At 64.4% G+C, this 24830-nt stretch carries 21 protein-coding genes, 2 tRNA genes and 1 pseudogene; 7 read left to right on the top strand and 17 right to left on the bottom strand.

Annotated elements, in window-relative coordinates:
• Nucleotides 1-31 precede the first annotated feature (31 nt).
• Entirely contained in the window at nt 32-913 is an 882-nt protein-coding gene (locus tag AAN986_RS10245) for a methionine ABC transporter ATP-binding protein (RefSeq protein WP_016448267.1), read from the bottom strand.
• 386 nt (nt 914-1299) lie between these two features.
• Between AAN986_RS10245 and AAN986_RS10240 the strand changes: the two genes are divergently transcribed.
• From AAN986_RS10240 to AAN986_RS10215, 6 genes are all read left to right on the top strand, one after another.
• Nucleotides 1300-2040 (top strand): ABC transporter ATP-binding protein, encoded by a 741-nt coding sequence (locus AAN986_RS10240; protein WP_016448268.1) that lies wholly within the window; start codon nt 1300-1302, stop codon nt 2038-2040.
• Between the two features lie 17 nt (nt 2041-2057).
• Complete coding sequence (locus tag AAN986_RS10235) at nt 2058-2651, top strand: energy-coupling factor transporter transmembrane protein EcfT (RefSeq protein ID WP_016453289.1); 594 nt, start codon at nt 2058-2060, stop codon at nt 2649-2651.
• A 74-nt stretch (nt 2652-2725) separates the two neighbouring features.
• A complete protein-coding gene (locus tag AAN986_RS10230; protein ID WP_016448270.1) occupies nt 2726-3319 on the top strand; it encodes a biotin transporter BioY in 594 nt (197 codons plus the stop codon).
• Complete coding sequence (locus AAN986_RS10225) at nt 3312-4820, top strand: AMP-binding protein (RefSeq protein ID WP_047219427.1); 1509 nt, start codon at nt 3312-3314, stop codon at nt 4818-4820. The genes AAN986_RS10230 and AAN986_RS10225 overlap by 8 nt, the downstream gene beginning before the upstream one ends.
• A complete protein-coding gene (locus AAN986_RS10220; RefSeq protein ID WP_349335622.1) occupies nt 4817-6016 on the top strand; it encodes a thiolase family protein in 1200 nt (399 codons plus the stop codon). Before AAN986_RS10225 ends, AAN986_RS10220 begins: the two co-directional genes overlap by 4 nt.
• A 4-nt stretch (nt 6017-6020) precedes the next feature.
• Entirely contained in the window at nt 6021-6746 is a 726-nt protein-coding gene (locus AAN986_RS10215; protein WP_047219429.1) for a nitroreductase, read from the top strand.
• Between the two features lie 184 nt (nt 6747-6930).
• On the opposite strand, the gene AAN986_RS10210 is transcribed toward AAN986_RS10215, so the two are convergent.
• The 4 genes from AAN986_RS10210 to AAN986_RS10195 form a co-directional block, all read right to left on the bottom strand.
• Nucleotides 6931-7749: a MetQ/NlpA family ABC transporter substrate-binding protein gene (locus AAN986_RS10210; protein ID WP_016448274.1), complete on the bottom strand. Its 819-nt coding sequence runs from the start codon at nt 7747-7749 to the stop codon at nt 6931-6933.
• Between the two features lie 134 nt (nt 7750-7883).
• A complete protein-coding gene (locus AAN986_RS10205) occupies nt 7884-8234 on the bottom strand; it encodes a single-stranded DNA-binding protein (protein ID WP_012206405.1) in 351 nt (116 codons plus the stop codon).
• A gap of 230 nt (nt 8235-8464) precedes the next feature.
• A tRNA-Pro gene (locus AAN986_RS10200) sits at nt 8465-8541 on the bottom strand.
• 107 nt (nt 8542-8648) lie between these two features.
• A complete protein-coding gene (locus AAN986_RS10195; RefSeq protein WP_047219923.1) occupies nt 8649-11702 on the bottom strand; it encodes an FAD-binding and (Fe-S)-binding domain-containing protein in 3054 nt (1017 codons plus the stop codon).
• 53 nt (nt 11703-11755) lie between these two features.
• Here AAN986_RS10195 and AAN986_RS10190 point away from each other — a divergent pair, with 53 nt between their 5' ends.
• Nucleotides 11756-12754 (top strand): LysR substrate-binding domain-containing protein, encoded by a 999-nt coding sequence (locus AAN986_RS10190; RefSeq protein WP_082138189.1) that lies wholly within the window; start codon nt 11756-11758, stop codon nt 12752-12754.
• Between the two features lie 110 nt (nt 12755-12864).
• On the opposite strand, the gene AAN986_RS10185 is transcribed toward AAN986_RS10190, so the two are convergent.
• From AAN986_RS10185 to AAN986_RS10130, 12 genes and pseudogenes are all read right to left on the bottom strand, one after another.
• Nucleotides 12865-12941: transfer RNA gene (locus AAN986_RS10185), tRNA-Pro, on the bottom strand.
• Nucleotides 12942-12971: 30 nt separating this feature from the next.
• Nucleotides 12972-13382: a MerR family transcriptional regulator gene (locus AAN986_RS10180; RefSeq protein WP_013801679.1), complete on the bottom strand. Its 411-nt coding sequence runs from the start codon at nt 13380-13382 to the stop codon at nt 12972-12974.
• A gap of 188 nt (nt 13383-13570) precedes the next feature.
• Entirely contained in the window at nt 13571-13903 is a 333-nt protein-coding gene (locus tag AAN986_RS10175; RefSeq protein WP_012206409.1) for an integration host factor subunit alpha, read from the bottom strand.
• A gap of 33 nt (nt 13904-13936) precedes the next feature.
• Complete coding sequence (gene pheT, locus AAN986_RS10170) at nt 13937-16384, bottom strand: phenylalanine--tRNA ligase subunit beta (RefSeq protein ID WP_047219931.1); 2448 nt, start codon at nt 16382-16384, stop codon at nt 13937-13939.
• 213 nt (nt 16385-16597) lie between these two features.
• Nucleotides 16598-17650 carry a phenylalanine--tRNA ligase subunit alpha gene (pheS, locus tag AAN986_RS10165; RefSeq protein ID WP_012206411.1) on the bottom strand — a complete coding sequence of 351 codons (1053 nt, stop codon included), beginning with the start codon at nt 17648-17650 and terminating at the stop codon, nt 16598-16600.
• A 110-nt stretch (nt 17651-17760) separates the two neighbouring features.
• Nucleotides 17761-18120: a 50S ribosomal protein L20 gene (gene rplT, locus AAN986_RS10160; protein ID WP_012206412.1), complete on the bottom strand. Its 360-nt coding sequence runs from the start codon at nt 18118-18120 to the stop codon at nt 17761-17763.
• Nucleotides 18121-18146: 26 nt separating this feature from the next.
• Nucleotides 18147-18350, bottom strand: coding sequence for a 50S ribosomal protein L35 (gene rpmI / locus AAN986_RS10155; RefSeq protein ID WP_046240115.1), 204 nt, complete (start codon nt 18348-18350; stop codon nt 18147-18149).
• Nucleotides 18351-18553: 203 nt separating this feature from the next.
• A complete protein-coding gene (infC, locus tag AAN986_RS10150) occupies nt 18554-19174 on the bottom strand; it encodes a translation initiation factor IF-3 (protein WP_074923479.1) in 621 nt (206 codons plus the stop codon).
• An 81-nt stretch (nt 19175-19255) separates the two neighbouring features.
• Complete coding sequence (gene thrS, locus AAN986_RS10145; RefSeq protein ID WP_016448317.1) at nt 19256-21187, bottom strand: threonine--tRNA ligase; 1932 nt, start codon at nt 21185-21187, stop codon at nt 19256-19258.
• 303 nt (nt 21188-21490) lie between these two features.
• Nucleotides 21491-21721, bottom strand: a pseudogene (locus AAN986_RS10140) (isocitrate lyase); the annotation flags it as partial.
• 245 nt (nt 21722-21966) lie between these two features.
• Nucleotides 21967-23139 carry a site-specific integrase gene (locus AAN986_RS10135; RefSeq protein ID WP_047219857.1) on the bottom strand — a complete coding sequence of 391 codons (1173 nt, stop codon included), beginning with the start codon at nt 23137-23139 and terminating at the stop codon, nt 21967-21969.
• A gap of 284 nt (nt 23140-23423) precedes the next feature.
• Nucleotides 23424-24632 (bottom strand): DUF3631 domain-containing protein, encoded by a 1209-nt coding sequence (locus tag AAN986_RS10130; RefSeq protein ID WP_082138177.1) that lies wholly within the window; start codon nt 24630-24632, stop codon nt 23424-23426.
• Nucleotides 24633-24830: the final 198 nt, after the last annotated feature.

Here is a 24830-nt window from a genome sequence, read left to right as displayed (position 1 = left end):
AAGGGAAAAACGGGAAGGGGCGAAGACCCCATCAGTGCTCGGAGCCACCCACGGCGCGCAGCACTACGGGGCGGGTGGCGCCGCGTTCGCGCAGGGCCTTGTCGGCACGCTCCACGCGCAGGGCCTCAAGTTCGCTGCCCAGCAGCGTGGCGCGCTGCGGCGCCTCGTAGGCACGGCCTTGCGGCAGGGCGGGCAGCGTGAAGCGTTCTGCCACCTGGCCCTGCTCGATGATGGCCACCTCGCTGCACAGCGCATCGACCACGGCCAGCTCGTGCGTGACGATGACGATGGTCACGCCCAGGCGGCTGTTGATGTCCGCCAGCGTGGCCAGGATGGAGCGCGTGGTCTCGCTGTCCAGCGCCGAGGTGGGCTCGTCGCACAGCAGCACCTGGGGGCGCGGCGCCAGGGCACGCGCAATCGCCACGCGCTGCTTCTGACCTCCGGACAACTGGGCCGGATAGCTGCCGGCCTTGTCGGCCAGGCCCACGATGTCCAGGCATTCGCGCACGCGCTGCTCGATCTGGGCGCGCGAGTGGCCGCCATGGATGCGCAGCGGAAAGGCCACGTTCTCGAACACGCTGGCGTTCTGCAGCAGGTTGAACTGCTGAAAAATCATGCCGATGTTCTGGCGCGCCTCGCGCAGCGCGCGGCGGCCCAGGTCGGTCAGGCGCTGGCCGGCCACCACCACCTCGCCGCTGTCGGGACGCTCGAGCAGGTTGATCAGGCGCAGCAGCGTGGACTTGCCCGCACCGCTCTTGCCGATCAGGCCGAAGACCGTGCCCTGGCCGATGTCCAGTGATACCGAACGCACGGCATCGAAGTGCTTGCCATCGGCTGTTACAAATTTCTTTTGCAGGTCGCGCAGGCGGATCAGCGCGTTTTCCGGGGCGAAATCGGCGGTCTGGACGGTCATGGAGTCTCGGTTCGGCAGTGAAAACGGTCCTGGGATCGACAACGGCAGCCTTTGCACCGCCATCTCCAGGCAATGGCGCGCAATTTCCGGGTCCTGTGCTGAGGAGTTGGACGCAGTTGCAAGCCGATGGGCATGCGTTGTCTTGCGTCGTCGCCAAGCACAGGCGAATCCCCAGGATCTGCCGTCATTAGTGTTCTAACGAGTGTGTTGCAAAACGTTGTTCAAACAAAAGAATAAAAAATACGGTGCTTATATCGATTGCCGTCTTTCAAGCCTTGATGTACGGCCTGGACGGCATTGCTAGAATCCGCCCCCGACAGGCCTGTACAACAGCAAGATTCCTTGTGGTTGCGTGCATTACAGGTAAGTACCCGCTTTCATTCGCCATGCCTGAATCCTCCCGAACTGCCGACTGCCCCGCCTGCGCCGCCAGCCTGCGCGTGGAAGCGGTGCGCCTGCGGCGTGGCATCACAACCGTCTTTGATGGCCTGGACCTGCAGCTGGACGAGCCGCGCGTGGGACTCATCGGCGACAACGGCGCGGGCAAGACCAGTCTGTTCCGGCTGCTGTGCGGCCTGGATGCGCCGCAGGCCGGGCGCGTGCTGCTGGACGGCACAGAACTGCACGAGGCCCGCGCCAGGCGGCCGGGCCAGGTCGGGCTGATGTTCCAGAACCCCGACGACCAGATCATCTTCCCCACCGTGGAGGAAGAGCTGGCCCTGGGATTGCGCCCTTCGGGCATCTCGCGGCGCGAGGCCACGGAGCGCGCCCGCGCCCTGCTGAGCAGCCGCGGCCTGGCCGACTGGGCACCGCGCGCCGTGGCCGGACTCAGCCAGGGCCAGCGCCAGCAGGTGTGCTGGCTGGCCCTGCTCATTGCCGCGCCGCGCGTGCTGCTGCTGGACGAGCCCTTCGCCAGCCTGGACCTGCCGGGCCAGGCGCGGCTGGCCAGGGACATCGCGGCCGCCGAGCAGCAGGTGCTGGTCTCCACCCATGTGCTGGACCACGTGCGCAGCTTTGGCCGCGTGCTCTGGCTGGAGCGTGGCCAAGTGCGCGCAGACGGCCCCGGCCACGCGGTCTGCGCGGCCTATGAAGCCGACGTGGCCCGCCGGCTGCAAGCGCAGTCCTGACGCAGGAGCCGGCCGCCATGGGAAGCCTCTACAGCGAATACACCAGCTGGCTCCATGCCTGGAGTGCGGGCCGCAAGCTGCTGCTCATGGCGCTGCTGGGAACGGGCCTGTTCCTCATCGATTCACCGTGGCTGCTGGCCATGGCCGGCGCCGCCTGCGGCCTGCTGTGGCTGTCGCTGGGCCGCGCCACCGAGGGCGCACGGCGGCTCATGCTGTCGGTCACCGTGGCCGCCCTGCTGGTGGCTGCCTTCCATGTGTGGATGCAGCATTACGCCCTGGCCGCCGCCAGCGCGCTGCGCCTGGTCTGCGCCTCCACGCTGGGCATGGCGCTGACCGTGAGCACGCGCCCCAGCGATCTGGTCGATGTGCTGGAGCGGCTGCTGGCGCCGCTGGAGCGCATCGGTATCTCCCCCGAACAGGTGGCCCTGCAGCTGGCATTGATGCTGCGTTTCACCGAGCATTTCTTCGTGCAGTGGAAGCGCATGGACGATGCCCACCGGCTGCGCACGGGCCGCGCCGGCGGCCTGCGCCTGATTGCGCCGCTGACCATCCACATGCTGCAGGCCACGCGCCGCGTGTCCGATGCGCTGTGGGCGCGCCTGGGCCGCTGAGGCCTGCCCTGCCGATTTGCCCTTCCGATTTGCCCTGCTGAACTGCCCTTCCTGACCGACAGCGAGAACTCTCCATGACCGCTCCCTCCACCGTCTCACGCGCCTCGGCGCGCTCCATGGCCCAGGTCTCGCTGTTCGCGGCACTGATGGCCGTCATGGGCCTGATTCCCAAGATCGACCTGCCGCTGGGCGTGCCCATCACCATCCAGTCGCTGGGCGTGATGCTGGCCGGCGTGATGCTCGGCCCCTGGCGCGGCATGCAGTCCATGCTGCTGTTCCTTGCGGCCGTGGCCGTGGGCCTGCCCCTGCTGTCGGGCGGGCGCGGCGGCATTGCCGTCTTCATGGCGCCCTCGGCCGGCTACCTGCTGGGCTACCCGCTGGCGGCCTGCATTGCCGGCCTGGTCATGCGTGCGCTGCCCCAGGGCTCTCCCCGGCGCGCGGCGCTCAGCGCCTTTGCGGCCTCGGCGCTGGGCGGGCTGGTGGCCCTGCATGCCTTTGGCGTGCTGGGCCTCATGCTGATGGCCAAGCTCAGCCTGTCGCAGGCCTTCATGGCCACCTTGCTGTTCGTGCCCGGCGATCTGGTCAAGTGCGTGCTGTGCGCCCTGGTGGTGCACACGGTGGCGCGCGGCATGCCGGACTGGCCGTTCGGAGGCCGCCAGCATGGCTGAGCCATCCGCGCGTCATCCGCTGGCCGCGCCGCTGCAGCACCCATGGACCCTGGTCCATGGCCCGCTGGAGCATTGGGCGCGGCAGCGCCCCGATGCGATGGCGCTGCAAAGCGAGGCCGGCCAATGGAGCTTTGCCGCGCTGCATGCCACCGTGCTGCAGCGCTCGGCCGCGCTGGTGGCCGGCCAGGCGCCAGAGATGCTGCTGGTAGACACGGGCGGCAGCGCCAGCACCGTGGATGCCATCGTCGAATTCCTCGCCATCCTGCACAGCGGCCGCTGCGCCGCCGTGGCCGATCCTGATTGGCCCGAGGCCGTGCGCAGCCGCATCGAGGGCTGGCTGCCCACGGCGCCCAGCGCTCTGGCCGAGGCCACGGCCACCGGTGCCTTCTACACCGGCTTCACCTCGGGCAGCACCGGGCTGCCCAAGGGCTTCATGCGCCACCACCGTTCGTGGACAGAGAGCTTTCGCGTCTGCCTGCAGGACTTCGGCCCCGTGGCCGCGCAGCGCACCATGGCGCCCGGGCGCATCTCGCATTCGCTGTTCCTGTTCGGCGTGATGCAGGGCCTGTGGTGCGGCGAAGGCGCCGTGGTGCAGGAGCGGTTCTCGGCAGCACGCTGCCTGGCCAGCCTGGCGCGCGGCGAAGCCCCCTGCCTGGTCGCCGTGCCCAGCCAGCTGCTGCTGATGCTGCAATGGGCCGCACACCGCGCGCTGGCGCCCATCCCCGAGGTGGAGCTGATCATGATCAGCGGCGCGCGCTGGATGCGCGCCCAGACCCCGGCCCTGCGCGCGCTGTTTCCGCACGCACGCATCATCGAGTTCTACGGCGCCTCGGAAGCCAGCTTCATCGCCTGGATGGAGGCCGACGAACAGGCCCCGCCCCAGGCCGTGGGCCGGCCCTTCAGCAATGTGCAGCTGCAGATCCGCCCCGCCACGCGGCAGCCCGGCGACCAGCCCCTGCAGCCGGGCGAGGACGGCCTGATCTACATGCGCAGCCCCATGCTGTTCATGGACTATGTGGGCGAGGCGCGCGATGGCACGGCCGCGCTGCGCGATGGCGAGTGGCTGTCCGTGCGCGACATGGGCCATATCGATGCCGGCGGCCAGCTGTGCCTGGCCGGGCGCCAGAGCCGCATGCTCGTCACCCAGGGCAAGAACCTGTTCCCCGAAGAAGTCGAAACCCTGCTGGCCGCGCACCCGGGCGTGGCCCAGGTCTCCATCCAAGGCCTGCCCGACGCGCTGCGCGGCATGCAGGTGCACGCCGTCGTGCAATGGCACGGCGCCGCGCCCGCAGGCTCCGCACAGGCGCTGGCGGCCTGGCTGCGCGACCGGCTGGAAAGCTACAAGCTGCCGCGCCAATGGTGGAGCTGCACCGACTGGCCGCAGACCGCCAGCGGCAAGACCGACCACGGCCGTCTGGCGCGTGCACTGGCCGCCACTGCCACTGGCACGGACGCTGGCCAGGCACTGCCCGGCGAACCCGCGCTGCTACCCCTGCCATGAACCCGCACGACGCCCCCGTCATCCTGGCCTGGGCGCGCAGCCCTGTCGCCCCCGTGGGCGGTGCATTGCGCGAATTTGCCGCGCACGAGCTGGGCGCGCCCGTGCTCCAGGCCTTGCTGGCCCGGGCCGGCCTGCCTGCCCGGGCCGTGGATGCCGTGGTCTTAGGCAACGCCCTGGGCGCAGGCGGCAACCCGGCCCGCATGCTGGCCCTGGCTGCGGGCCTGCCGGAGCGCTGCGCGGCCCACAGCGTGGACACTCAATGCTGCTCTGGCCTGGACAGCGTGGCCCTGGCTGCGGGCCTGCTGCTGTCGGGCCAGGCCGATATCGTGGTGGCCGGTGGTGCCGAGGCCTGGAGCCGTGCCCCCATCCGGCAGACACGCCCGCGCCATGCAGACGAGTTGCCCGCCACCTATGACCGCCCCGCGTTCGCTCCCGACCCCGCACGCGACCCGGACCTGCTGCAATCGGCCGCAGACCATGCACTGGCCCACGGCATCACCCGCGCCGTTCAGGAGGCCCATGCCATCCACAGCCACGCGCTTGCGCTCGCGCACCGCGACCGGCTGGCCCAAGAGATCGTGCCCATGGCGGGGCTGGACCACGACGCCTATCCGCGCGCCTTGAACCCGGCCCGCGTTGCCCGCATGCCCGTGGTGGCCGAAGCGGCTGGCGCCGTTGACGCCCATGCACGCCAGCGCCATGCGCTGAGCACGCCCACCATCTCGCCCAAGGCCGATGGCGCAGCCCTGGTGCTGCTGGCCACGCCGCAGGCCTGTGCACGCCTGGGCCTGCAGCCACGCGCCCGCTGGGTGGCCAGTGCCTCGCTGGGCCATGCGCCGGAAACACCGCTGGTCGCCGCCGCACTGGCGGCCCAGCAGGTGCTGGAGCGTGCAGCCGCAGCGCTGCAGTTGCCTTGCCTGACTGCGGCAGAGCTCCAGGCTGTGGAGCTGCACGATGCCTTCGCCGTGCAGGCCCTAGCCTTTGCCGAAACCCTGGGCCTGCCGCTGCAGCAGCTCAACACCGGCGGCGGTGGCCTGGCGCGCGGCCATCCCATTGGCGCATCGGGCGCGGTTGCGCTGGTGCGCATGCTCTGCGACCTGCACCGCACGCCAGCAGCCCACAGACCGGCCCTGGGCCTGGCCGCCATTGCCGGTGCGGGCGGCATAGGCGCGGCCTGCCTGGTGCAGGCACTTTGAATCCATGGACTCCGCATTTCCCATGTCCGCCAACCCACCGTCCGACACCCGTCCCTTTGGCGATGCGCATGAGGCCCTGGTGCACGCGCGCCGCTCCGTGCGCGCCTACCGGCCCGATCCCGTGCCGGACGCGCTGCTGCACCAGTTGCTGCAATCGGCCCGCCGGGCGCCCAGCGGCGGCAACCTGCAGCCCGGCCAGTTCATACAGGTGCGCGGCAGCCTGCGCGGCGCACTCACGCAGGCGCTGCTGGCCGACTGGCAAGGCGGAGCACCTGAGCGCGAGGACTACGGCTACTTCCCCCGCCCCATGCCCATGGCGCTGCGCAAGCGCCAGGTGGCATCGGCCCAGGCCCTGTACAGCGCCCTGGGCGTGGCCCGCGAGGACCGCGCAGGGCGCGACGTGCAGTTCGGCCGCAACTACCGCTTCTTCGATGCGCCCGTGGCCCTGGTCGTGAGCATCGACGCACGCTTCGGCGCAGGCGGCTACATGGACCTGGGCATGACCCTGTACGGCCTGCAAATGGCCGCAGCCGCCCAGGGCCTTGGCAGCTGCGCCATCGGCGCCCTGGCCTCCTACCCCGACACCGTGCGCCGCGTGCTCGACCTGCCGCCCGGCGAGCACATCGTCTGCGGCCTGGCCCTGGGCTGGCCCGACGAGGCCGCCCCCGTCAACCGCACCCAGACCACCCGCGCACCGCTGACCGAATACTTCAGGGTACTGGGAGAATGAAAAAAAGCTGCCAATGGCAGCTTTTGCAATTCAGCCCTCGCTCGCACTGAACACGGCGACCGAAACCGGCGCAACCCAAAGCGAGGGACACCGAGCAAGGGCCGCCCCGCAGCGAGGGTGTCGTCCCCCTCCCGCGAAGCGAGAGAGGGGGAAGCGGCGTCAGCCGCTCAGGGGGTGCTTCCTATCAAAACGCAGGGATCACCGACCCCTTGAACTGCACATCAATGAACTGGCGCACTTCATCGGAGTGGTAGGCCTTGATCAGCTGCGCCACCCAGGGCTTGCCCTTGTCGGCATCGCGCGCGACCAGAATGTTCACATAGGGGTTCTTGGCGGCTTCCTGCGCAATGGCATCGGTCTTGGGGTTCAGGCCTGCCGAGATCGCGAAGTTGGTGTTGATGGCCGAGGCATCCAGGTCATCCAGCGAGCGTGGCAGCTGGGCTGCGTCCAGCTCCACGAAGCGCAGCTTCTTGGGGTTGGAGACCACGTCCAGCGGCGTGGCCTTCAGGCCCGCGCTTTCCTTGAGCTTGATCAGGCCCTGGGCCTGCAGCAGCAGCAGCACGCGGCCACCGTTGGTGGGGTCGTTGGGGATGCCGAACTTGGCGCCCTGGGGCAGGTCGGCCAGCTGCTTGATCTTCTTGGAATAGATGCCGATGGGGAAATTCACCGTGTCGGCCACCCAGCCGATCTTGTAGCCGCGGTCGCGCACCTGGGCGTCGAGGTAGGGGCGGTGCTGGTAGCTGTTGGCGTCCAGGTCACCGGCAGACAGCGCGGCATTGGGCTGCACGTAGTCGCCGAATTCAACGATCTGGATCTTCAGGCCGTTCTTCTCGGCGACCTTCTTGACCTGCTCCATGATCTGGGCGTGCGGGCCGGCCGTGACGCCGACCTTGATGGGCTTGTCCTGCGCCTGCGCGGGCATGGCCAGCAGGGTCATGGCGGCGGTGCTGGCAATCGCGGCGGCCGTGAGCGTGCGGCGGAGGAAATGGCGCTTGGTGGGCATGGATGCGGTTCCTTGTAACCTGTCAAAAACACAGGCGCACACTGTAGCGCCAACACAGCGCGCGGCGACCGTACCGGCACACTGCGGCTAGACAGTTTTTTCAGTAGCTCACAACCGGCGCCGCAGCGCGGGCGTCAGCGGTCCTGGAACTCGGGCGTTGCCATGACCTGGTGGGCCACGACATCCAGTACGGGATGGGGTTGCTCCTGGCGGTCTATCCAGACCTTGGGCGTGAAGCTGCCACGCAGCGCCACGGCATCGCCTTCGATCAGATTGCGCAACACCTCGCAGGCCTGGGCATCGAATGCAACCACGTTGACCGGGATGGAGGTGCCATCGGATGCCTCGGAGCGCACGCGGGCCACCATGAAGGGGCGCCGATTGCGGTCGCTGCGGTGTTCGGGCGTACCGGTGAGTCTGCCGGTAATCAGTCCATCCATCATGTGCGAGACCAGGAAGAAATCGTCAGTTACAAAAGACGCCATTGTAGGTGCAGGTTTTACGTGCCCAGACCGGGACGCGCATCTTCGCGGTGCATGGACTTTTCATGCGCTGGCTGCCCTCGCCATCCGTGATGGACCTGCCTGGCGAAGCTGAACTTGCACATGCCCTTGCTCTTCGCGGCAAGGCGCCATCGCGCGCAAAATCGAACGCGCAAAAAAACGAACGTACAAAGCAAAAAGCTCCTGACGTTTCCGTCAGGAGCTTTGCGTTTTGGTCGGCGTGGCGGGATTCGAACTCGCGACCCCTTGCACCCCATGCAAGTGCGCTACCAGGCTGCGCTACACGCCGAAGCATTGAATTATAGGGACTAAAAACAGGCCTTCAGGGAAAACGCAGAGATTTTTCAAAAATGTCTGCAAATTCCTGAAATGGCGACGATCAGCCCCCGCATCTTCTCACCCCTGATGCGTAGCGCGCACGTGGTCCAGCAAGGCCTCCAACGGATGGCGCAACTGGCGTGCAGACAGTCGCTTGACCTGGCTGCGGCAGGAATAGCCGGTGGCCAGCGGCTCGCCCAGGTTCTGCTTGCTCTCGATCTGTTTCTCCCATGACTGGGCATAGATGGTCTTGGAGGTTTCGAGGTTGCGCGCCTCATGCCCGTAGGTGCCCGACATGCCGCAGCAGCCCGTGGCCTCCACGCTCAGCCGCAGCCCCCGTCGCTCGAAAAGCTGCATCCACTGCTTGCCGCTGTCGGGCGCATTGGTCTTTTCAGTGCAGTGCGGCAGCAGCCGGTAGGCCACGCTGGCCACGCTGGTCACCGCCTCGGGCAGCACCTGCAGCAGCCACTCCTGGGGCAGCGCGACCTTCGGCACCTCGCCCATGCCCGGCACCTTGAGGTATTCCTGCCGATAGGCCAGCGTCATGGCCGGATCCAGCCCCACCAGCGCAACGCCGGACTGCGCCAGTTGCGCCAGCTGCGCGGCATTGCGGATGGCCGCCTTGGCAAAGGCGCCCATGAATCCCTGCACATGCAGCGGCTTGCCATTGGGCAGCAGCGGCGCCAGCCAGACCTGGAACCCCAGGCGCGCAGCCAACTCGATCAGCACCTGCAGCTGGCCGGTCTCGAAGTAGCGGGTAAAGCTGTCCTGCACGATGACCACGCTGCGCGCGCGCTGCTCGGGCGTGAGCGCAGCCAGTGCCTGCGCATCGGCCGCGCGCACCTTCCATTGCCGCAAGGTGGTTGCCAGGTCCAGCCGGCTCAGCAGCGGGCCATCGACCATGCCGATGCGACGGCTGAGCACATCGCGCATCCATGGCGAGCCCATCACCCCGTTGTAGAGCGCGGGCATGCGCGCCAGCCAGGGCATGGTGAATTCCAGCGAGCCGATCAGGTAGTCGCGCACGGGCCGCAGGTAGCGGCGGTGGTAGAGCTCCAGAAAGCGCGAGCGGAATTCGGGCACGTTGACCTTGACGGGACACTGCCCGGCGCAGGACTTGCAGGCCAGGCAGCCGGCCATGGCGTCATAGACCTCGTGCGAAAAATCGGCCTCGCCGCGGCGCGCCGCGCGGCTGTTGCGCCAGCGCGCGGCCAGGCTGGACAGGAAGGGCTGGGGCCGCTGCGCGACCTCCAGCACGTTCACGCCGGCCTGCCCCTGCAGGCGCAGCCATTCGCGCATCAGCGAGGCCCGGCCCTTGGGCGAATGCACGCGCTGGCGCGTGGCCTTCCAGGACGGGCACATGGCGTCGTCCGGGTCGAAGTTGTAGCAGGCGCCGTTGCCGTTGCAGTGCATGGCCGCGCCATAGCTTTGCCATACCCGCTCGTCTATCTGCCGGTCCAGCTCGCCGCGCGTGGTGACGCCGTCCACCTTGAGCAGCAAGGTCTTGCTGGCCGGCGGCGTGGCGATCTTGCCGGGGTTGAGCTGGTTGTGCGGGTCGAAGGCGGCCTTGAGCTGCTGCAGCGAGGGATACAGCTCGCCGAAGAAGGCCGGCACATATTCGGAGCGCAGGCCCTTGCCGTGCTCGCCCCACAGCAGGCCGCCATGGCGCTGCGTGAGTTCGGCCACCGCGTCGGAGATGGGGCGCACCAGGGCGGCGTCCACGGGGTTCTTCATGTCCAGGATGGGGCGCACATGCAGCACGCCGGCATCGACGTGGCCGAACATGCCGTACTGCAGGCCGTGGCTGTCCAGCAGCGCGCGGAACTCGGCAATGAACTCGGGCAGGTTCTCGGGCGGCACGGCCGTGTCTTCGACAAAGGGCTGGGGCCGCGCCTCGCCCGCCACGTTGCCCAGCAGGCCCACGGCGCGCTTGCGCATGGAATAGACGCGGTGCACCGCCGCATTGCCGGCCGCCAGCGTGTGGCCCAGCCGCTCCACCGAGGCGTCGGCGCCCAGGTGCGCGAGGAAGGCCTGCACGCGGCCATCGACCTCCTGCGGATCGTCGCCGCTGAATTCCACCAGGTTGATGCCCAGCGTGGGGCGCTGGCCGTCCTGCGGGAAGTACTCGGCCACGCTGCTCCAGACGAAGTCCTTCATGGCCAGCAGCAGCACCTTGGAATCCACCGTCTCAATGGACAGCGGCCGGTGCGCCATCAGCGCGCGCGCATCGCGCAGCGCATCCATGAAGCCCGCATAGCGCACGTTGACCAGGACCGAGTAGCGGGGAATGGGCAGCACGTTGAGCCGCGCCTCCACCACGAAGCCCAGCGAGCCTTCGGCGCCGCACAGCACGCTGTTGAGGTTGAAGCGCCCGTCGCCTTCGCGCAGATGGGCCAGGTCATAGCCGGTGAGGCAGCGGTTGAGCTTGGGGAATCTGGCCTCGATCAACTCCGCCTGGTCCTCGCTGATGCGCCGCGCCGTGCGGTGCACCTTGCCGATGCGGCCCGAATCGGCGCACATGCGCTCCAGCGCCTTGGCATCCAGCGGCGCGCTGTGCAGGCGCTCGCCGCCCAGCAGCACGAAGTCCAGCGCCAGCACGTGGTCGCGCGTCTTGCCATAGGTGCAGCTGCCCTGCCCGCTGGCATCGGTGTTGATCATGCCGCCGATGGTGGCGCGGTTGGAGGTGGACAGCTCGGGGGCAAAGAACAGCCCGTATGGCTTGAGCGCGGCGTTGAGCTGGTCCTTGACCACGCCGGCCTGCACGCGCACCCAGCGCTGCTCGGCATTGATTTCGAGGATGCCGTTCATGTGCCGCGACAAGTCCATGGTCACGCCATGCGTGAGCGACTGGCCATTCGTTCCGGTGCCGCCGCCGCGCGGTGTCAGCACCACATCGCGGAACTCAGGCCGCGCCAGCACCTGCGCCGCCCTGGCCACATCCTCGGCGTGACGCGGGTAGATGGCCGCCTGCGGCATGCGCTGGTAGATGGAGTTGTCCGTGGCCAGCACGGTGCGGCTGGCATGGTCCGTGTCCACGTCGCCCTCGAAGCCGGCGGCCTTCAGCGCTTCAAGAAACTCAAGGTATTGGGCAGGCACGGGGGCGCCGGCGTGGGGCAGTGGGGCAATCGACATGGAAGGCAAGGTGGGGAGTTTTGTTGCAGGCGATCAGCCCAGGAAACCCATGCATGCAATACACGATTTCAGGCCGACCATGGCCGCAAGTATCTCTACACTCTTCCTCTGGAACAAACGAAAATTGCTGCCGCAAACACTGCATAAAACTCATGAATTACCGACGCCTGACGCCCTCCATGTCCCTGCTGCTGGTCTTCGAGGCGGCCGCGCGCCACGAAAGCTATGCGCGTGCGGCCGAGGAGCTGTCGCTCAGCCAGAGCGCCATCAGCCGGCAGGTGCAGACGCTGGAGGCGCAGCTGGGCATCAGCCTGTTCCGCCGCGAGGGCCGCACGGTGCGCCTGACCGACGTGGGGCGCCGCTACTTCATCGACCTGGGCGCCGCGCTGGGCCGCATACGCAGCGCCACCCTGCAGGCCATGTCACGCCAGTCCGGCGGTGGCACGCTCAACCTGGCCACCCTGCCCACCTTCGGCTCCAAATGGCTGCTGCCGCACCTGCATGGCTTCTACCAGGCGCAGCCCGGGGTGACGATGCACATCCACTCGCGCATCGGCGATATCGATTTCGACAGCGCAGAGATAGACGCCGCCATCACCGTGGGCACGGGAGACTGGCCCGGGCTGACCGCGCATCGCCTGTACCACGAGTTTCTGGTGGCGGTGGCCAGCCCGCAGGCGCTGCAGCAGGCCGGGCAGGCAGCAGCCTCGCCGGATTGGGCGGGCCAACAGGTGCTGCTCACGGTGGCCAGCAACCGGCAGGCCTGGAGCGAGTGGTTCACGCACTATCGGCTCGATCACCGGCAGATGCGGATAGGGCCGAGCTTCGAGCTGACCTCGCACCTGATACAGGCCGTGCTGGCAGGCATGGGCGTGGGCCTGGTGCCACGAGTGCTGGTGGAAGAGGAGATAGCGCGCGGTGAGCTGCACGTGGTGGGAGACGCCATCCCCAGCCAGCGCAGCTACTACCTGGTCTATCCCGAGAGGAACGCGACACTGCCGGCGCTGGCAGCCTTCCGGCAATGGCTGCTTGAGACCTGCGCTCAGGGTTGATTCCTGCGCAACGGCTGCTCCCCTTCAGCGGTTGGTAGCGGTTGGTAGCGGTTGGCAATGGCACAAAGAAAAACGGACCACAGCCAGAAGCTGTGGTCCGTATTCATTTATGGTCGGCGTGGCGGGATTCGAACTCGCGACCCCTTGCACCCCATGCAAGTGCGCTACCAGGCTGCGCTACACGCCGAAGAATTCAATTATATACAGCTTTTTGCTCTCAAATAGAAAGCAGCGCACGAATCTGCAAAAGCTCCTCGCGCACGGCCTCCGGCTCCAGCGGAACGCTGGCCGCGGCATCGCCACCGAGCAGCGGCGCGGCAGCCGGCGCCGACACCACGACACCGGCCTGCAGCGCGGGAACCACGGCAGACCCCGAGGCTTCGCGCAGGCGGTTGCGCGCGCCGTTGATGGTGAAGCCCTGTTCGTACAGCAGCTCACGGATGCGCCGGATCATCAGCACTTCGTGGTGCTGGTAGTAGCGGCGGTTGCCGCGCCGCTTCATGGGACGCAGCTGCGTGAACTCCTGCTCCCAATAGCGCAGCACATGCGGCTTGACGTCGCACAGATCCGCGACCTCACCGATGGTGAAGTAGCGCTTGGCGGGAATCTGGGGCAGAAGTGAAGCCATGGCAAATGTGGATGAGGTCAGGATGTGCAATGCCGCTGGTGCGCGGACGCCGATCCGGGAAGAAGGCCGAGCCTACTGCACAGCTCGCCTGCAGGCCAGCACCCTGTCGTAAAAACAGCCCATCCACCGCGAGGCAGACAGGCTGACGACAGCTGGGCCACGGCGAGCCGGGCCCCGGGGACGACCTTTCAGGACGCGGAACCCGTCGTGCCTTCCTGGATCTGCTCCTTGAGCTTGCTGCTCGCATGGAAGGTCACGACGCGGCGCGCCTCGATCGGAATGGCCTCGCCCGTGCGCGGGTTGCGCCCCGGACGCGGCGCCTTGGTGCGGATCTGGAAGTTGCCGAAACCCGACAGCTTCACATCCTCGCCCGTCACCAGGCTTTGCGAGATCAGCTCGAAGAACGCATCCACCATTTCCTTGGATTCGCGCTTGTTCAGGCCGATCTCGTCGAACAGCAGGTCCGCCAGCTGCGCCTTGGTCAGCGCGGGCGAATCAAGACTTTCCACCGTCAGTTCCATCACGGGATCTCCTTTCACGGCATGGGCCTTCCATCAGGCGCGCAGGCGCGCGCCCAGGCGTTGCTGCAGCTGCTCGAGCACGGCCTGCACGGCCTGTTCGATCTGCACATCGGTCAGCGAGCTGTCGTCATGGCCCAGCGTCAGGCGCACGGCCAGGCTCTTTTCGTCCTGCGCCAGCGCGCCCGGTGCCGCTGTCTCGCCGGCCTTGAGCGCCTTGGGACGGAACACATCGAACAGCACGACGGAGCGCAGCAGGCCGCCTGTCTGGGCAGCTTCCACCGCCTGCATCAGCTGGGCATGCGTGGCCTTTTCGTTCACGACCACGGCAATGTCGCGCTCCACGGCCTGGTGCTTGGCCACGGGCTTGAACACCGGCACCTCGCGCGCCAGCACGGCATCGAGCTCCAGCTCGAACAGCACGGGCGCCTGGGCCAGATCCCATTGCTGGCGCCACTGGGGATGCAGCTCGCCGATGAAGCCGATGGACTGGCCATCGAGCAGCACGCGCGCGCAGCGGCCCGGGTGCATGGCCGGATGCTCGGCCGGCTCGAACACGGGCTTGCGCGGCGCCAGCAGCGCCTCGACATCGCCCTTGACGTCGTAGAAGTCCACCTTGGCTTCGGCGCGGCCCCATTGCAGCTGCTCTCCAGCACCCCAGGCCAGGCCCGCCACGCGCATGGGCTGGTAGAAGCCCTTGACCGTGGTGTCGCTGTCAACAACGCTGTCATCCTTGAGGAAGACACGGCCCAGCTCGAACACGCGCACGCGCTCGGCCTTGCGGTCGGCATTGAACTTGAGCACCTGCATGAGCGAGCCGATGAGGCTGGAGCGCATCACGCTGAGCTGGCTTGCGATGGGGTTGAGCAGCTGGATGGGATTGGCGTTGCCAGCCAGATCCTTCTCCCACGCGGCTTCCACAAAGCTGAAGTTGATGGTTTCCTGGTAGCCCAGATCGGCCAGCGCGCGGCGCACGGCGAACTGGCTGCGGCGGTTTTCGGCGCGCAGCTTGGGCGCAATGGGCGCCAGCGGCTTGGTCGTGGGCAGGTTCTCGTAACCCACCATGCGCGCCACTTCCTCGATCAGGTCTTCCTCGATGTTGATGTCGAAGCGGAAGCTGGGCGGCGTGACGGTGAGCACGCCATCGCCCTGCTCCACCGGCAGGCCCAGGCCGGCCAGCGCATCGTGGCACTGCTGCTGCGTGAGCGGCATGCCGATGACCTTGGCCGCACGCGCCACGCGCAGCGTGACGGGCTTGGGCTGGGGCATGTTGGCCTGCTGATCGTCGATGGGGCCGCAGACGGTCTCGGGCGTGCCGCAGATCTGCAGCACCAGCTCAGTGATGCGCTCGATGTGCTCGACCGTCAGTTCGGGATCGACACCCCGCTCGAAGCGGTGGCCCGCATCGGTGGAGAAGTTGTAGCGGCGCGAACGGCCGGCAATCGACTTGGGCCACCAGAAGGCCGCCTCGATGTAGATGTGGCGCGTGTCGTCGGACACGGCCGTGGCGTCGCCGCCCATGATGCCGGCCAGCGATTCGACTTCGCGCTCATCGGCGATCACGCCCACCTGGCCATCCACGGTGACGGTATTGCCGTTGAGCAGCTTGAGCTGCTCGCCTTCCTTGCCCCAGCGCACCTGCAGGCCGCCGTGGATCTTGTCCAGGTCAAAGATGTGGGAGGGGCGGCCCAGCTCGAACATCACATAGTTGGAGATGTCCACCAGCGGCGCCACGCTGCGCTGGCCGCAGCGCGCCAGGCGATCGACCATCCACTGCGGCGTCTTCGCCTGGGTGTTGACGTTGCGCACCACGCGGCCCGAGAAGCGGCCGCACAGGTCGGGCGCCTCGATCTTCACGGCCAGCCTGTCCTGCACACCCACCGCAGCAGGCGTGAACGACTGGGGCTTGAGCGGCGCACCGGTCAGCGCAGCCACTTCGCGCGCCACACCATAGACGCTCAGGCAATGCGCCAGGTTGGGCGTGAGCTTGAGCGTGAACAGGGTGTCATCCAGGTTCAGGTATTCGCGGATGTTCTGGCCCAGGGGCGCGTCCAGCGGCAGCTCCATCAGGCCGCCATGGTCCTCGGACAGCTTGAGTTCGCGTGCCGAGCACAGCATGCCGAAGCTCTCCACACCGCGCAGCTTGCCGATCTTGATGAGGAAGGGCTTGCCGTCTTCACCGGGCGGCAGCTCGGCACCCACCGTGGCGCAGGGCACGCGGATGCCCACGCGCGCATTGGGCGCGCCGCAGACGATGGTCAGCAGCTCGGGCCCGCCCACATCGACCTGGCACACGCGCAGGCGATCGGCATTGGGATGCTGCTCGGCAGCCTTGATCTCGCCGACGACAATCTTGGTGAACGGCGGTGCCACGGGCTCCAGCTCCTCCACCTCCAGGCCGGCCATGGTCAGGGTGTCGGCCAGTTCTTGGGTGGTCAGCGGCGGATTGCAGAACTCGCGCAGCCAGGATTCGGGAAATTGCATATCAGACTCTTTGGCGTTGGTTCGGTCCGCGCGCCGCGGCGCTGGCGGACCCCATGAACGTATTGACGACTCTCATTCCAAGCCCCCCGAACAGCCTGACCATGCGACTGGCATGGTTCAGGCCGGAGACGCCGAGCAAGAGCCGCCTCGCGGCGAGGGCGTCGTCCCCCTCCCAGGGGGATGGCGCGCAGCGCCTCAGGGGGCGATCCATTTCTAACGGAATTGCGACAGGAAGCGGATATCGCCGTCAAAAAACAGACGCAGATCGTTGACGCCATAGCGCAGCATGGTCAGGCGGTCAGGACCCATGCCAAAGGCAAAGCCGATGTACTTCTCAGGATCCAGCCCCATGTTGCGCACCACGTTGGGGTGCACCTGGCCGGAGCCGGCCACCTCCAGCCAGCGGCCGGCCAGCGGGCCGCTCTGGAACTGGATGTCGATCTCGGCGCTGGGCTCGGTGAAGGGGAAGAAGCTGGGACGGAAGCGCAGCACCAGGTCATCGCTCTCGAAGAAGGTCTTGCAGAAGTCGGTGAAGACCACCTTCAGATCCTTGAAGCTGACGTTCTCGCCGATCCACAGGCCTTCGCACTGGTGGAACATGGGCGAGTGCGTGGCATCGCTGTCCACGCGGTAGGTGCGGCCCGGCGCGATCACGCGGATCTCGGGCATGCCCTGGCCGGCGTCCAGCCGCTCACGGTATTTCTTGACGTGCTGCACGGCATGGCGCACCTGCATGGGGCTGGTGTGCGTGCGCAGCAGATTGGGGGCCTGTTCCGTGCCGCCTTCCACGTAGAAGGTGTCGTGCATGGAACGGGCGGGATGGTCTTCGGGCGTGTTCAGCGCCGTGAAGTTGAACCAGTCGGACTCGATCTCGGGGCCCTCGGCCACATCGAAGCCCATGGAGCCGAAGATGCCCTCGATGCGCTCCAGCGTCAGCGACACGGGGTGCAGGCCGCCCTGGCCACGGCGACGGCCCGGCAAGGTCACATCCAGCACCTCGGCCTTCAGGTGGGCCTGCAGTTCGGCATCGGCCAGGGCCTTGCGGCGCGCGGTCAGCGCGGCCTCGATGCCTTGCTTGGCCACGTTGATGGCGGCTCCGCGCGACTTCTTCTCTTCGACGGAAAGCTGCGCCATGCCCTTCATGAGCTCGGTCACCTTGCCCGACTTGCCCAGAAACTGCGCCTTGGCGTTTTCCAGATCAGCGGGGGTTTGTGCCTGCGCGAACAATTGCTGCGCGCTTTCGACCAGAGAATCCAACTCGTTCATATCGACTCTTTATCGACTGTGAAAAGAAACAAGGGCTAGCAGCCTTTTCAAGCCCTAGCCCTTGCTGTTTGCGCTGCAAGCCATCACGAGGATGGCCACAGACCGTTATCTCAAGCAGCCAGCTTGGCCTTGACTTGATCAACGATGCTGCTGAAAGCAGCCTTGTCGTGCACCGCGATATCGGCCAGCATCTTGCGGTCGATCTCGATGGCTGCCTTCTTCAGGCCGTTGGCGAACTGGCTGTAGGTCAGGCCCAGTTCACGTGCAGCGGCGTTGATACGGGCGATCCACAGACGGCGGAACACGCGCTTCTTGGCACGGCGGTCACGGTAGGCATATTGCCCAGCCTTCATCACCGCCTGCTTGGCGATGCGGAAGACATTGCCGCGGCGGCCGCGGAAACCCTTGGAAAGGGCCAGAACTTTTTTGTGACGGGCGCGGGCCGTTACACCACGTTTGACGCGAGGCATGTGTTTTCTCCTTGTTCGTCAGTGAATTACAGGCCAGCCATCGGCAGCATCTGTGCGATCGAGCCCATGTTGGTCTCATGCACAGCCACTGCACCACGCAGGTGACGCTTGTTCTTGGTGGTCTTCTTGGTCAAGATGTGACGCTTGAAGGCTTGACCGCGCTTGACGGTGCCACCGGGACGAACGCGAAAACGCTTCTTCGCGCTGCTCTTGGTCTTCATTTTGGGCATTTGAATGCTCCTGTTGTTTGTGCTCGTGAGGCGGCTCGCAACACTGCGCGCACTTGCTGGCCCCGAGACACTTCTGTGCCAGCCCGAAGGCCGGCAAGAACAAGGGACATGGATACCATGTCCCTTGCATCGCACGCCCCGCGCAATCGACTCGCGCAAGGCCTGCAAATTCTGTCGCCCCTCAGCGAAGGGCGAAACCGCGATTATGCCTTATCAGCCACCGCAGGTGCAGCAGAAACCTCTGCTTGCGGTTTGCCACCGGTGGTGGGCTTCTTGCGCGCAGGGGCGATCATCATCACCATCTGGCGGCCTTCGAGCTTGGGGAACTGCTCCACCTGGATGGAGTCCGCCAGATCGTCACGCAGACGGTTCAGCAGGTCCAGACCGATCTGCTGGTGCGTGATTTCACGGCCGCGGAAACGCAGCGTGATCTTGCACTTGTCACCATCGGCCAGGAATCGGCGGATGTTGCGCAGCTTGATGTTGTAGTCGCCGTCGTCGGTACCAGGGCGGAATTTCACTTCCTTGATTTCGATGACGGTCTGCTTGGCCTTGGCTTCGGCAGCCTTCTTCTGTTCAAGGTACTTGAACTTGCCATAGTCCATCAACCGGCAGACAGGCGGAGTGGCCGTGGCGGCGATTTCCACCAGGTCCACGTCCAACTCGCCCGCCATGCGCAGCGCTTCCTGCAGAGGCACGATGCCCAGCGGCTCGTTCTCCGGGCCGGACAGACGCACTTCAGGCGCCATGATTTCACGGTTGAGACGATGCTTGCGCTCTTCACGGTGGCGCCGATCACGAAATTCAGTAGCTATGGTTCTCACCCTTGGATTTAAGTTGCTACAACAGCGTAGCCGCTTGTGTGCAGTACACGCCAAACGGCTAACGCCTTTGGAGATGCTCCGTCAGGCCTTCGCCGCGATGTCCTTGGCCACGAGTTCAATGAACGCGTCGACCGACATCACACCGAGGTCCTTGTTGCCCCGTGCGCGCACTGCCACTGCACCAGCAGCCTTCTCCTTGTCGCCAGCAACAAGGATGTAAGGCAGCTTTTGCAACGAATGCTCCCGTATTTTATACGTAATCTTTTCGTTGCGCAGATCTGTCGCCACCCTAAGGCCTTGATTCGGAAATGCTTTTTGCAGCTTTTGTGCGACTTCCCGCACATAGTCCGCCTGCGCGTCAGTGATATTGAGCACGGCCGCCTGAACAGGAGCCAGCCATGTCGGCATGGCACCGGCATGCTGCTCGATGAGGATGCCGATGAAACGCTCAAGGCTGCCGACGATGGCACGGTGCAGCATCACGGGGCGATGGCGATCGCCGTCTTCACCCACGTATTCCGCATCCAGGCGCTCGGGCATGGAGAAGTCGACCTGGATGGTGCCGCACTGCCACTGGCGACCGATGGCGTCCTTGAGCGTGTACTCGATCTTGGGACCGTAGAACGCGCCATCGCCGGGCGAGATCACGTACTCGCAGCCCGAGGCCTCCAGGCTGTTGATCAGCGCGGCCTCCGCCTTGTCCCAGCTTTCATCGGAGCCGATGCGCGCCTCGGGGCGCGTGGCGACCTTGTAGATGATGTCGCTGAAACCGAAGTCCGCGTAGACCTTTTGCAGCAGCGTGGTGAAAGCCAGCACCTCGGGCTGGATCTGGTCTTCGGTGCAGAAGACGTGGCCGTCATCCTGCGTGAAGCCGCGCACGCGCATGATGCCGTGCAGCCCCCCCGTGGGCTCGTTGCGGTGGCACTGGCCGAACTCGCCGTAGCGCAGCGGCAGGTCGCGGTAGCTCTTGATGCCCTGCTTGAAGATCAGGATGTGGCCGGGGCAGTTCATCGGCTTGAGCGCGTAGTCGCGCTTTTCCGACTCGGTCGTGAACATGTTCTCGCGGTACTTGTCCCAGTGGCCGGTCTTCTCCCACAGGGTCTTGTCCAGGATCTGCGGACCCTTGACCTCCTGGTAGCCGTTGTCCCGGTACACGCGGCGCATGTACTGCTCGACCTCTTGCCACAAAGCCCAACCCTTCGGATGCCAGAACACGGTGCCTGGCGAATGCTCGTCGATGTGGAACAGATCCAGTTCACGGCCCAGCTTGCGGTGGTCGCGCTTTTCGGCCTCCTCCAGCATGTGCAGGTACTGCTGCAGGTCGTCCTTGGTAGCCCAGGCCGTGCCGTACACGCGCTGCAGCATCTCGTTGCGATGGTCACCGCGCCAGTAGGCGCCAGCCACCTTCATCAGCTTGAAGAACTTGAGCTTGCCGGTGCTCGGCACGTGCGGGCCGCGGCACAGATCCTCGAAACCGCCTTCGCGGTACAGGCTCACATCCTCGTTCGAGGGGATGCTGGCGATGATCTCGGCCTTGTAGTTCTCGCCCATGCCCTTGAAGTAGGCCACGGCCTCGTCGCGCGGCAGCACGCGGCGCACCACGGGCTCGTCCTTGGCAGCCAGCTCGGCCATGCGTTTTTCGATGGCGACCAGGTCCTCGGGCGTGAAAGGACGCTTGTACGAGAAGTCGTAGTAGAAGCCATTCTCGATGACGGGGCCGATGGTGACCTGGGCGTCAGGAAACAGATCCTTGACGGCGTAGGCCAGCAAGTGGGCCGTCGAATGACGGATCACGTCCAGGCCATCTGCATCCTTGGCCGTCACGATGGACAGGGGCATGTCCTTGTCGATCACAAAGCTGGTGTCCACCACCTTGGCGTCGTCGCCCGTGCCAACCTTGCCAGCCAGTGCAGCCTTGGCAAGGCCCGTGCCTATCGATGCAGCCACTTCGGCCACGGTGACCGGACCGGGATACTCGCGTTGCGAACCATCGGGAAGCGTAATGTGGATCATGGGATTCCTAAAAATATTTCTCAGGGGGGGTGCGCCATCCCCCAAAAGCAAAAAAGCGCGGAGCCGGGTCCGCGCTTTGTTGGGGTCGAGTGAATCTCGTGCAGGCGCGAACCGCCAGCCGCTAGCGGCCGGTGTACATCTCCGATGTAGTTCGCGGTGTCATAACCATGATGCCTTTCTCGCCCTTGTCAGTTGAAAACTCCTTGCATTTTAACCCCAGCAAAGAAAAAGCGCCCGAAGCACAAGGCCTCGGACGCTTTCTCACCCCTATCTACCTGAAGTTGCACTCACCGAAGCCGCGCTTCAGTGGAATTGCTCCTCTTCCGTGGAGCCGGTCAGCGCCTTCACGCTGGACGAGCCACCCTGGATCACCGTGGTCACGTCGTCGAAGTAGCCTGCACCCACTTCCTGCTGGTGGGACACGAAGGTATAGCCTTGCTCGCGGGCCGCGAATTCGGGCTCCTGCACCATGTTCACGTAGTGCTTCATGCCTTCGCCGTTGGCGTAGGCGTGGGCAAACTTGAAGGTGTTGAACCCTCCAGCAATACTGTAAGTAGCAGATTTTCAAGGGTTTTTTCCGTTTTCGAGCCTGCACCTCCCGCCCCACCCACACATGCCCCAAACTGTCGCAGTGACCTGTTTGCTGGGTTTTCAGCTTTTGGGCCATCACCCCAGGAATGAGGGAGAGGGTTTGACCCCACGGACCACCCAGCCCCATAGGATGGGCAGGTGATCGCGTGCGTGGCGCCCCGCGCTTTGCCTAAATTTTAGGCAGCTTTTCAGACAATCGGCCTCCAACTTGTGTCCACCACTTTGGCTGCAGCGTCCACAGCAGACATCAGCGTCTCATCTGCCAAGTGGCTGTAGCGCGCCGTGGTCTTGATCTGGGAGTGGCCAAGAAGTTTGCTCACCACATAGATGGACTGCCCAGAGTTCACCAGATTGCTGGCGAACGTGTGACGTAGGTCGTGCATCCGCAGGTCAGGCATCCCAGCCTCCCTGCGAACCTTGTCCCAGGGGTGGTACAGGTTGCCAAACGGCTGCCTGGTATTGGGATTGGGAACTACGTAAGGGCACCCTTTCCAACGGGGCAGCGCTTGAAACACCTCCAGAGCCCTGTCAGAGATCGGAATGTTTCGGGCCTTTCCGCTCTTGGACATAGGAATGCGCCAGTTGCGCCGCTCCAGATCGACGTCTTCCCAGCGTGCATCCAACAACTCACGTTTGCGACATCCGAGCAGCAGCAAAAGAGCAACGATGCTCTTGAACTGGGCTGAGCCACACCGGGACAGAACCTCGTGCAGGCGCTGGGTTTCAGCCGCGCTGAGATACCGCTCCTTCGCGTTGTTCGGGTTGAACAGCACCACACCGTCGGCAGGGTTGGACTCACTTCCCGGGATGCCTTTCTTCCTCGCCAGATTGAACATGATCTTGAACAGGACAGGTATCTTGTTGGCATGAGCCAACGCGTAGCCCTTCGTGCGCAGATCCTGGTGAGCCTCGGCCAGCATGTTGGTCGTGATTTCGTCCAGGTGCTTGGCTCCAAAGCGCGGCAGGACATGGCACTTGATGAAGCTCAGCGTGGACTGAAAATTCCTCCGGTGCAGGTGGATGTGCGGCACATAGGTCTCGCGGATGAACTCGGCCAGGGTCGGCACCGCACGCAAGGCTTGGCGCTCCTCCAGAGGATTGCCGCCCAGCTCCACCTCCGAGCGCAACCGCATGGCCTTCTGCCGGGCCTTGTCGTAGCTGACCGCAGCAGCGTCACCGATCTTGCATTGGCGCAGCTTGCCGTGGCTATCGTGATAGCGCAGGTAAAAGGTTTTACCCCCTGAAGGGCGAGCCTCCAGAATGAATCCTTTGAGTGCGCTGTCGTAATAGTCCACCTTGGATTTTCCGGGTGGACAAACCGCTTCACGCACAAACTGTGCACTGAGTTTGACAATGGGCATGCAGCCTCTCCTTTCATGAGGTTGATTGATAAAGAACCGCGCCCATGGAGATAGACGCCGAAGCAATAGGCGCACGAACGCCTCTCCACATGGGCGTGGCTATTTACAAAAAATAGGTTAACAAAGATGCGGAGCAGTAACTCTGAGACCACCACCGCAGGACTTGACGATGATGAAAATCATCGACTTAGGAAAAATCGCTTGAAAACAAGAGCCAGCGACCCGGCAGTTTTCTCCGAAGAAGGCCGCCACCCGTTCTGAAGGCGAAAATTCCGTTCGTCAGTTTAGAAACCAGGAATTGGCGGCTTTCCTGCACGAAGAGGCTTGGCATTCTCCGAGGTCGGCTCACTTGGCAATTCCGGCAGATACCGCGCAAAGGCATCAGCAAACTCACGCACCTCGTAGCCCTTTGGTGTGTAGTCCAATTTCATGCGCACGGTTTTTGACTTGACCCCGTAGGCCGCCATGAACTTCGCCAACTGACGCGCCGAGAGAGGTTTACCGTGATTGTAGGTACGCCAGTCCATATCCTCATTTTCATTGAGCATTTGCAATAAATCGGCCGACGGAATGTACTTTCCCGTATAGCCAGATAATACCTCACGGATGTCCTCCAGTAGTTGATTGGAAGACGACTTAGGCGGCGCTGTTTCTTCACAGTTTTTCAGAGCCGCTTCGCACGCTTTGCGATACCACTCCTCGCCCAAGCAATGTGCAATGGCAAGCAATGGCTCCCAATTATCTTGCTGGCGATCGCTGAGCTCTTGGGGCATCTCATCCCATCCTTTCGCCAAAACGTCCTTGTTGTCTGTGACAAATTTCACAATCCGAGCACGCAAGTCTTTAAAAACCCTTGGATCGGCGGAGCGCAAGCGCTGCACACTGTCGTCCTTCGTCTTGCGCTTCATAGGGATCTGAATACCTCGACTCATCGTGGCACTTGGCAAATGTCTCTCAAGCATGATTCCTGCCATGGCTTTAGGTCCATAAACTTGGTACACGCACTCGACAAACTCTTTACCCACAGTCTCCACCCGTACAACAAATCCGCCCTTCTCGTAGCCTTTGTTCACCACTCCCGCGAACTCTGTCTTTCCGTCCATGAATGTGTCTGCCTCGTCAATAAGTACCGTGGGACAGTATTTAGTAATCAACCTAAATAGAGCCGCCAAAGTGATGTTTGCCGTTTCCATCGGTTTACAGACCAACTTCTCCACCACCTTTAGCAGCTGAGTCTTCCCACACTCTCTTTCAGGCGCGTTGATAAATAACAATGGGCATCGATCAAATTCCCTGTAGCACCAAGTATTAATACACCAAAGAGCCACAGCCAATGCGTCATGTTCCGTTATAACAACATAACTCTTTATGACATCAATTAATTCCCTTACAAAAGCATCGTAATCAAAATCTTGCTCACACGGAGCAACGTTATTTGCCTCCAGACTATTCAAAATGATTGAAGAAGTTGAGTTTTTTGGTTTCTGCTTCATGATCCGTCCTTGTTTAAGCAGTTGAGGTTATGGATTGGCCAATCCGTGGTTCGCTGAGTACAAGCAGCGAGCCAGAACTGAATTCTGAACGAAAGCCTGGTCCTTGCAAATAACCCCAATTGACTCCCTCACGATAGCCATTTCCAGAAAATCAGAAGAACAATAAGGACAGAAGCACTCTAAACAAGGAATGAAAAA

The sequence above is a fragment of the Delftia sp. DS1230 genome, from assembly GCF_040112715.1.
Taxonomy (GTDB): Bacteria; Pseudomonadota; Gammaproteobacteria; order Burkholderiales; family Burkholderiaceae_C; genus Comamonas; species Comamonas tsuruhatensis.
Note: the sequence above shows the minus strand (reverse complement) of the source record. Positions and strands in the feature narration are given on the sequence as shown.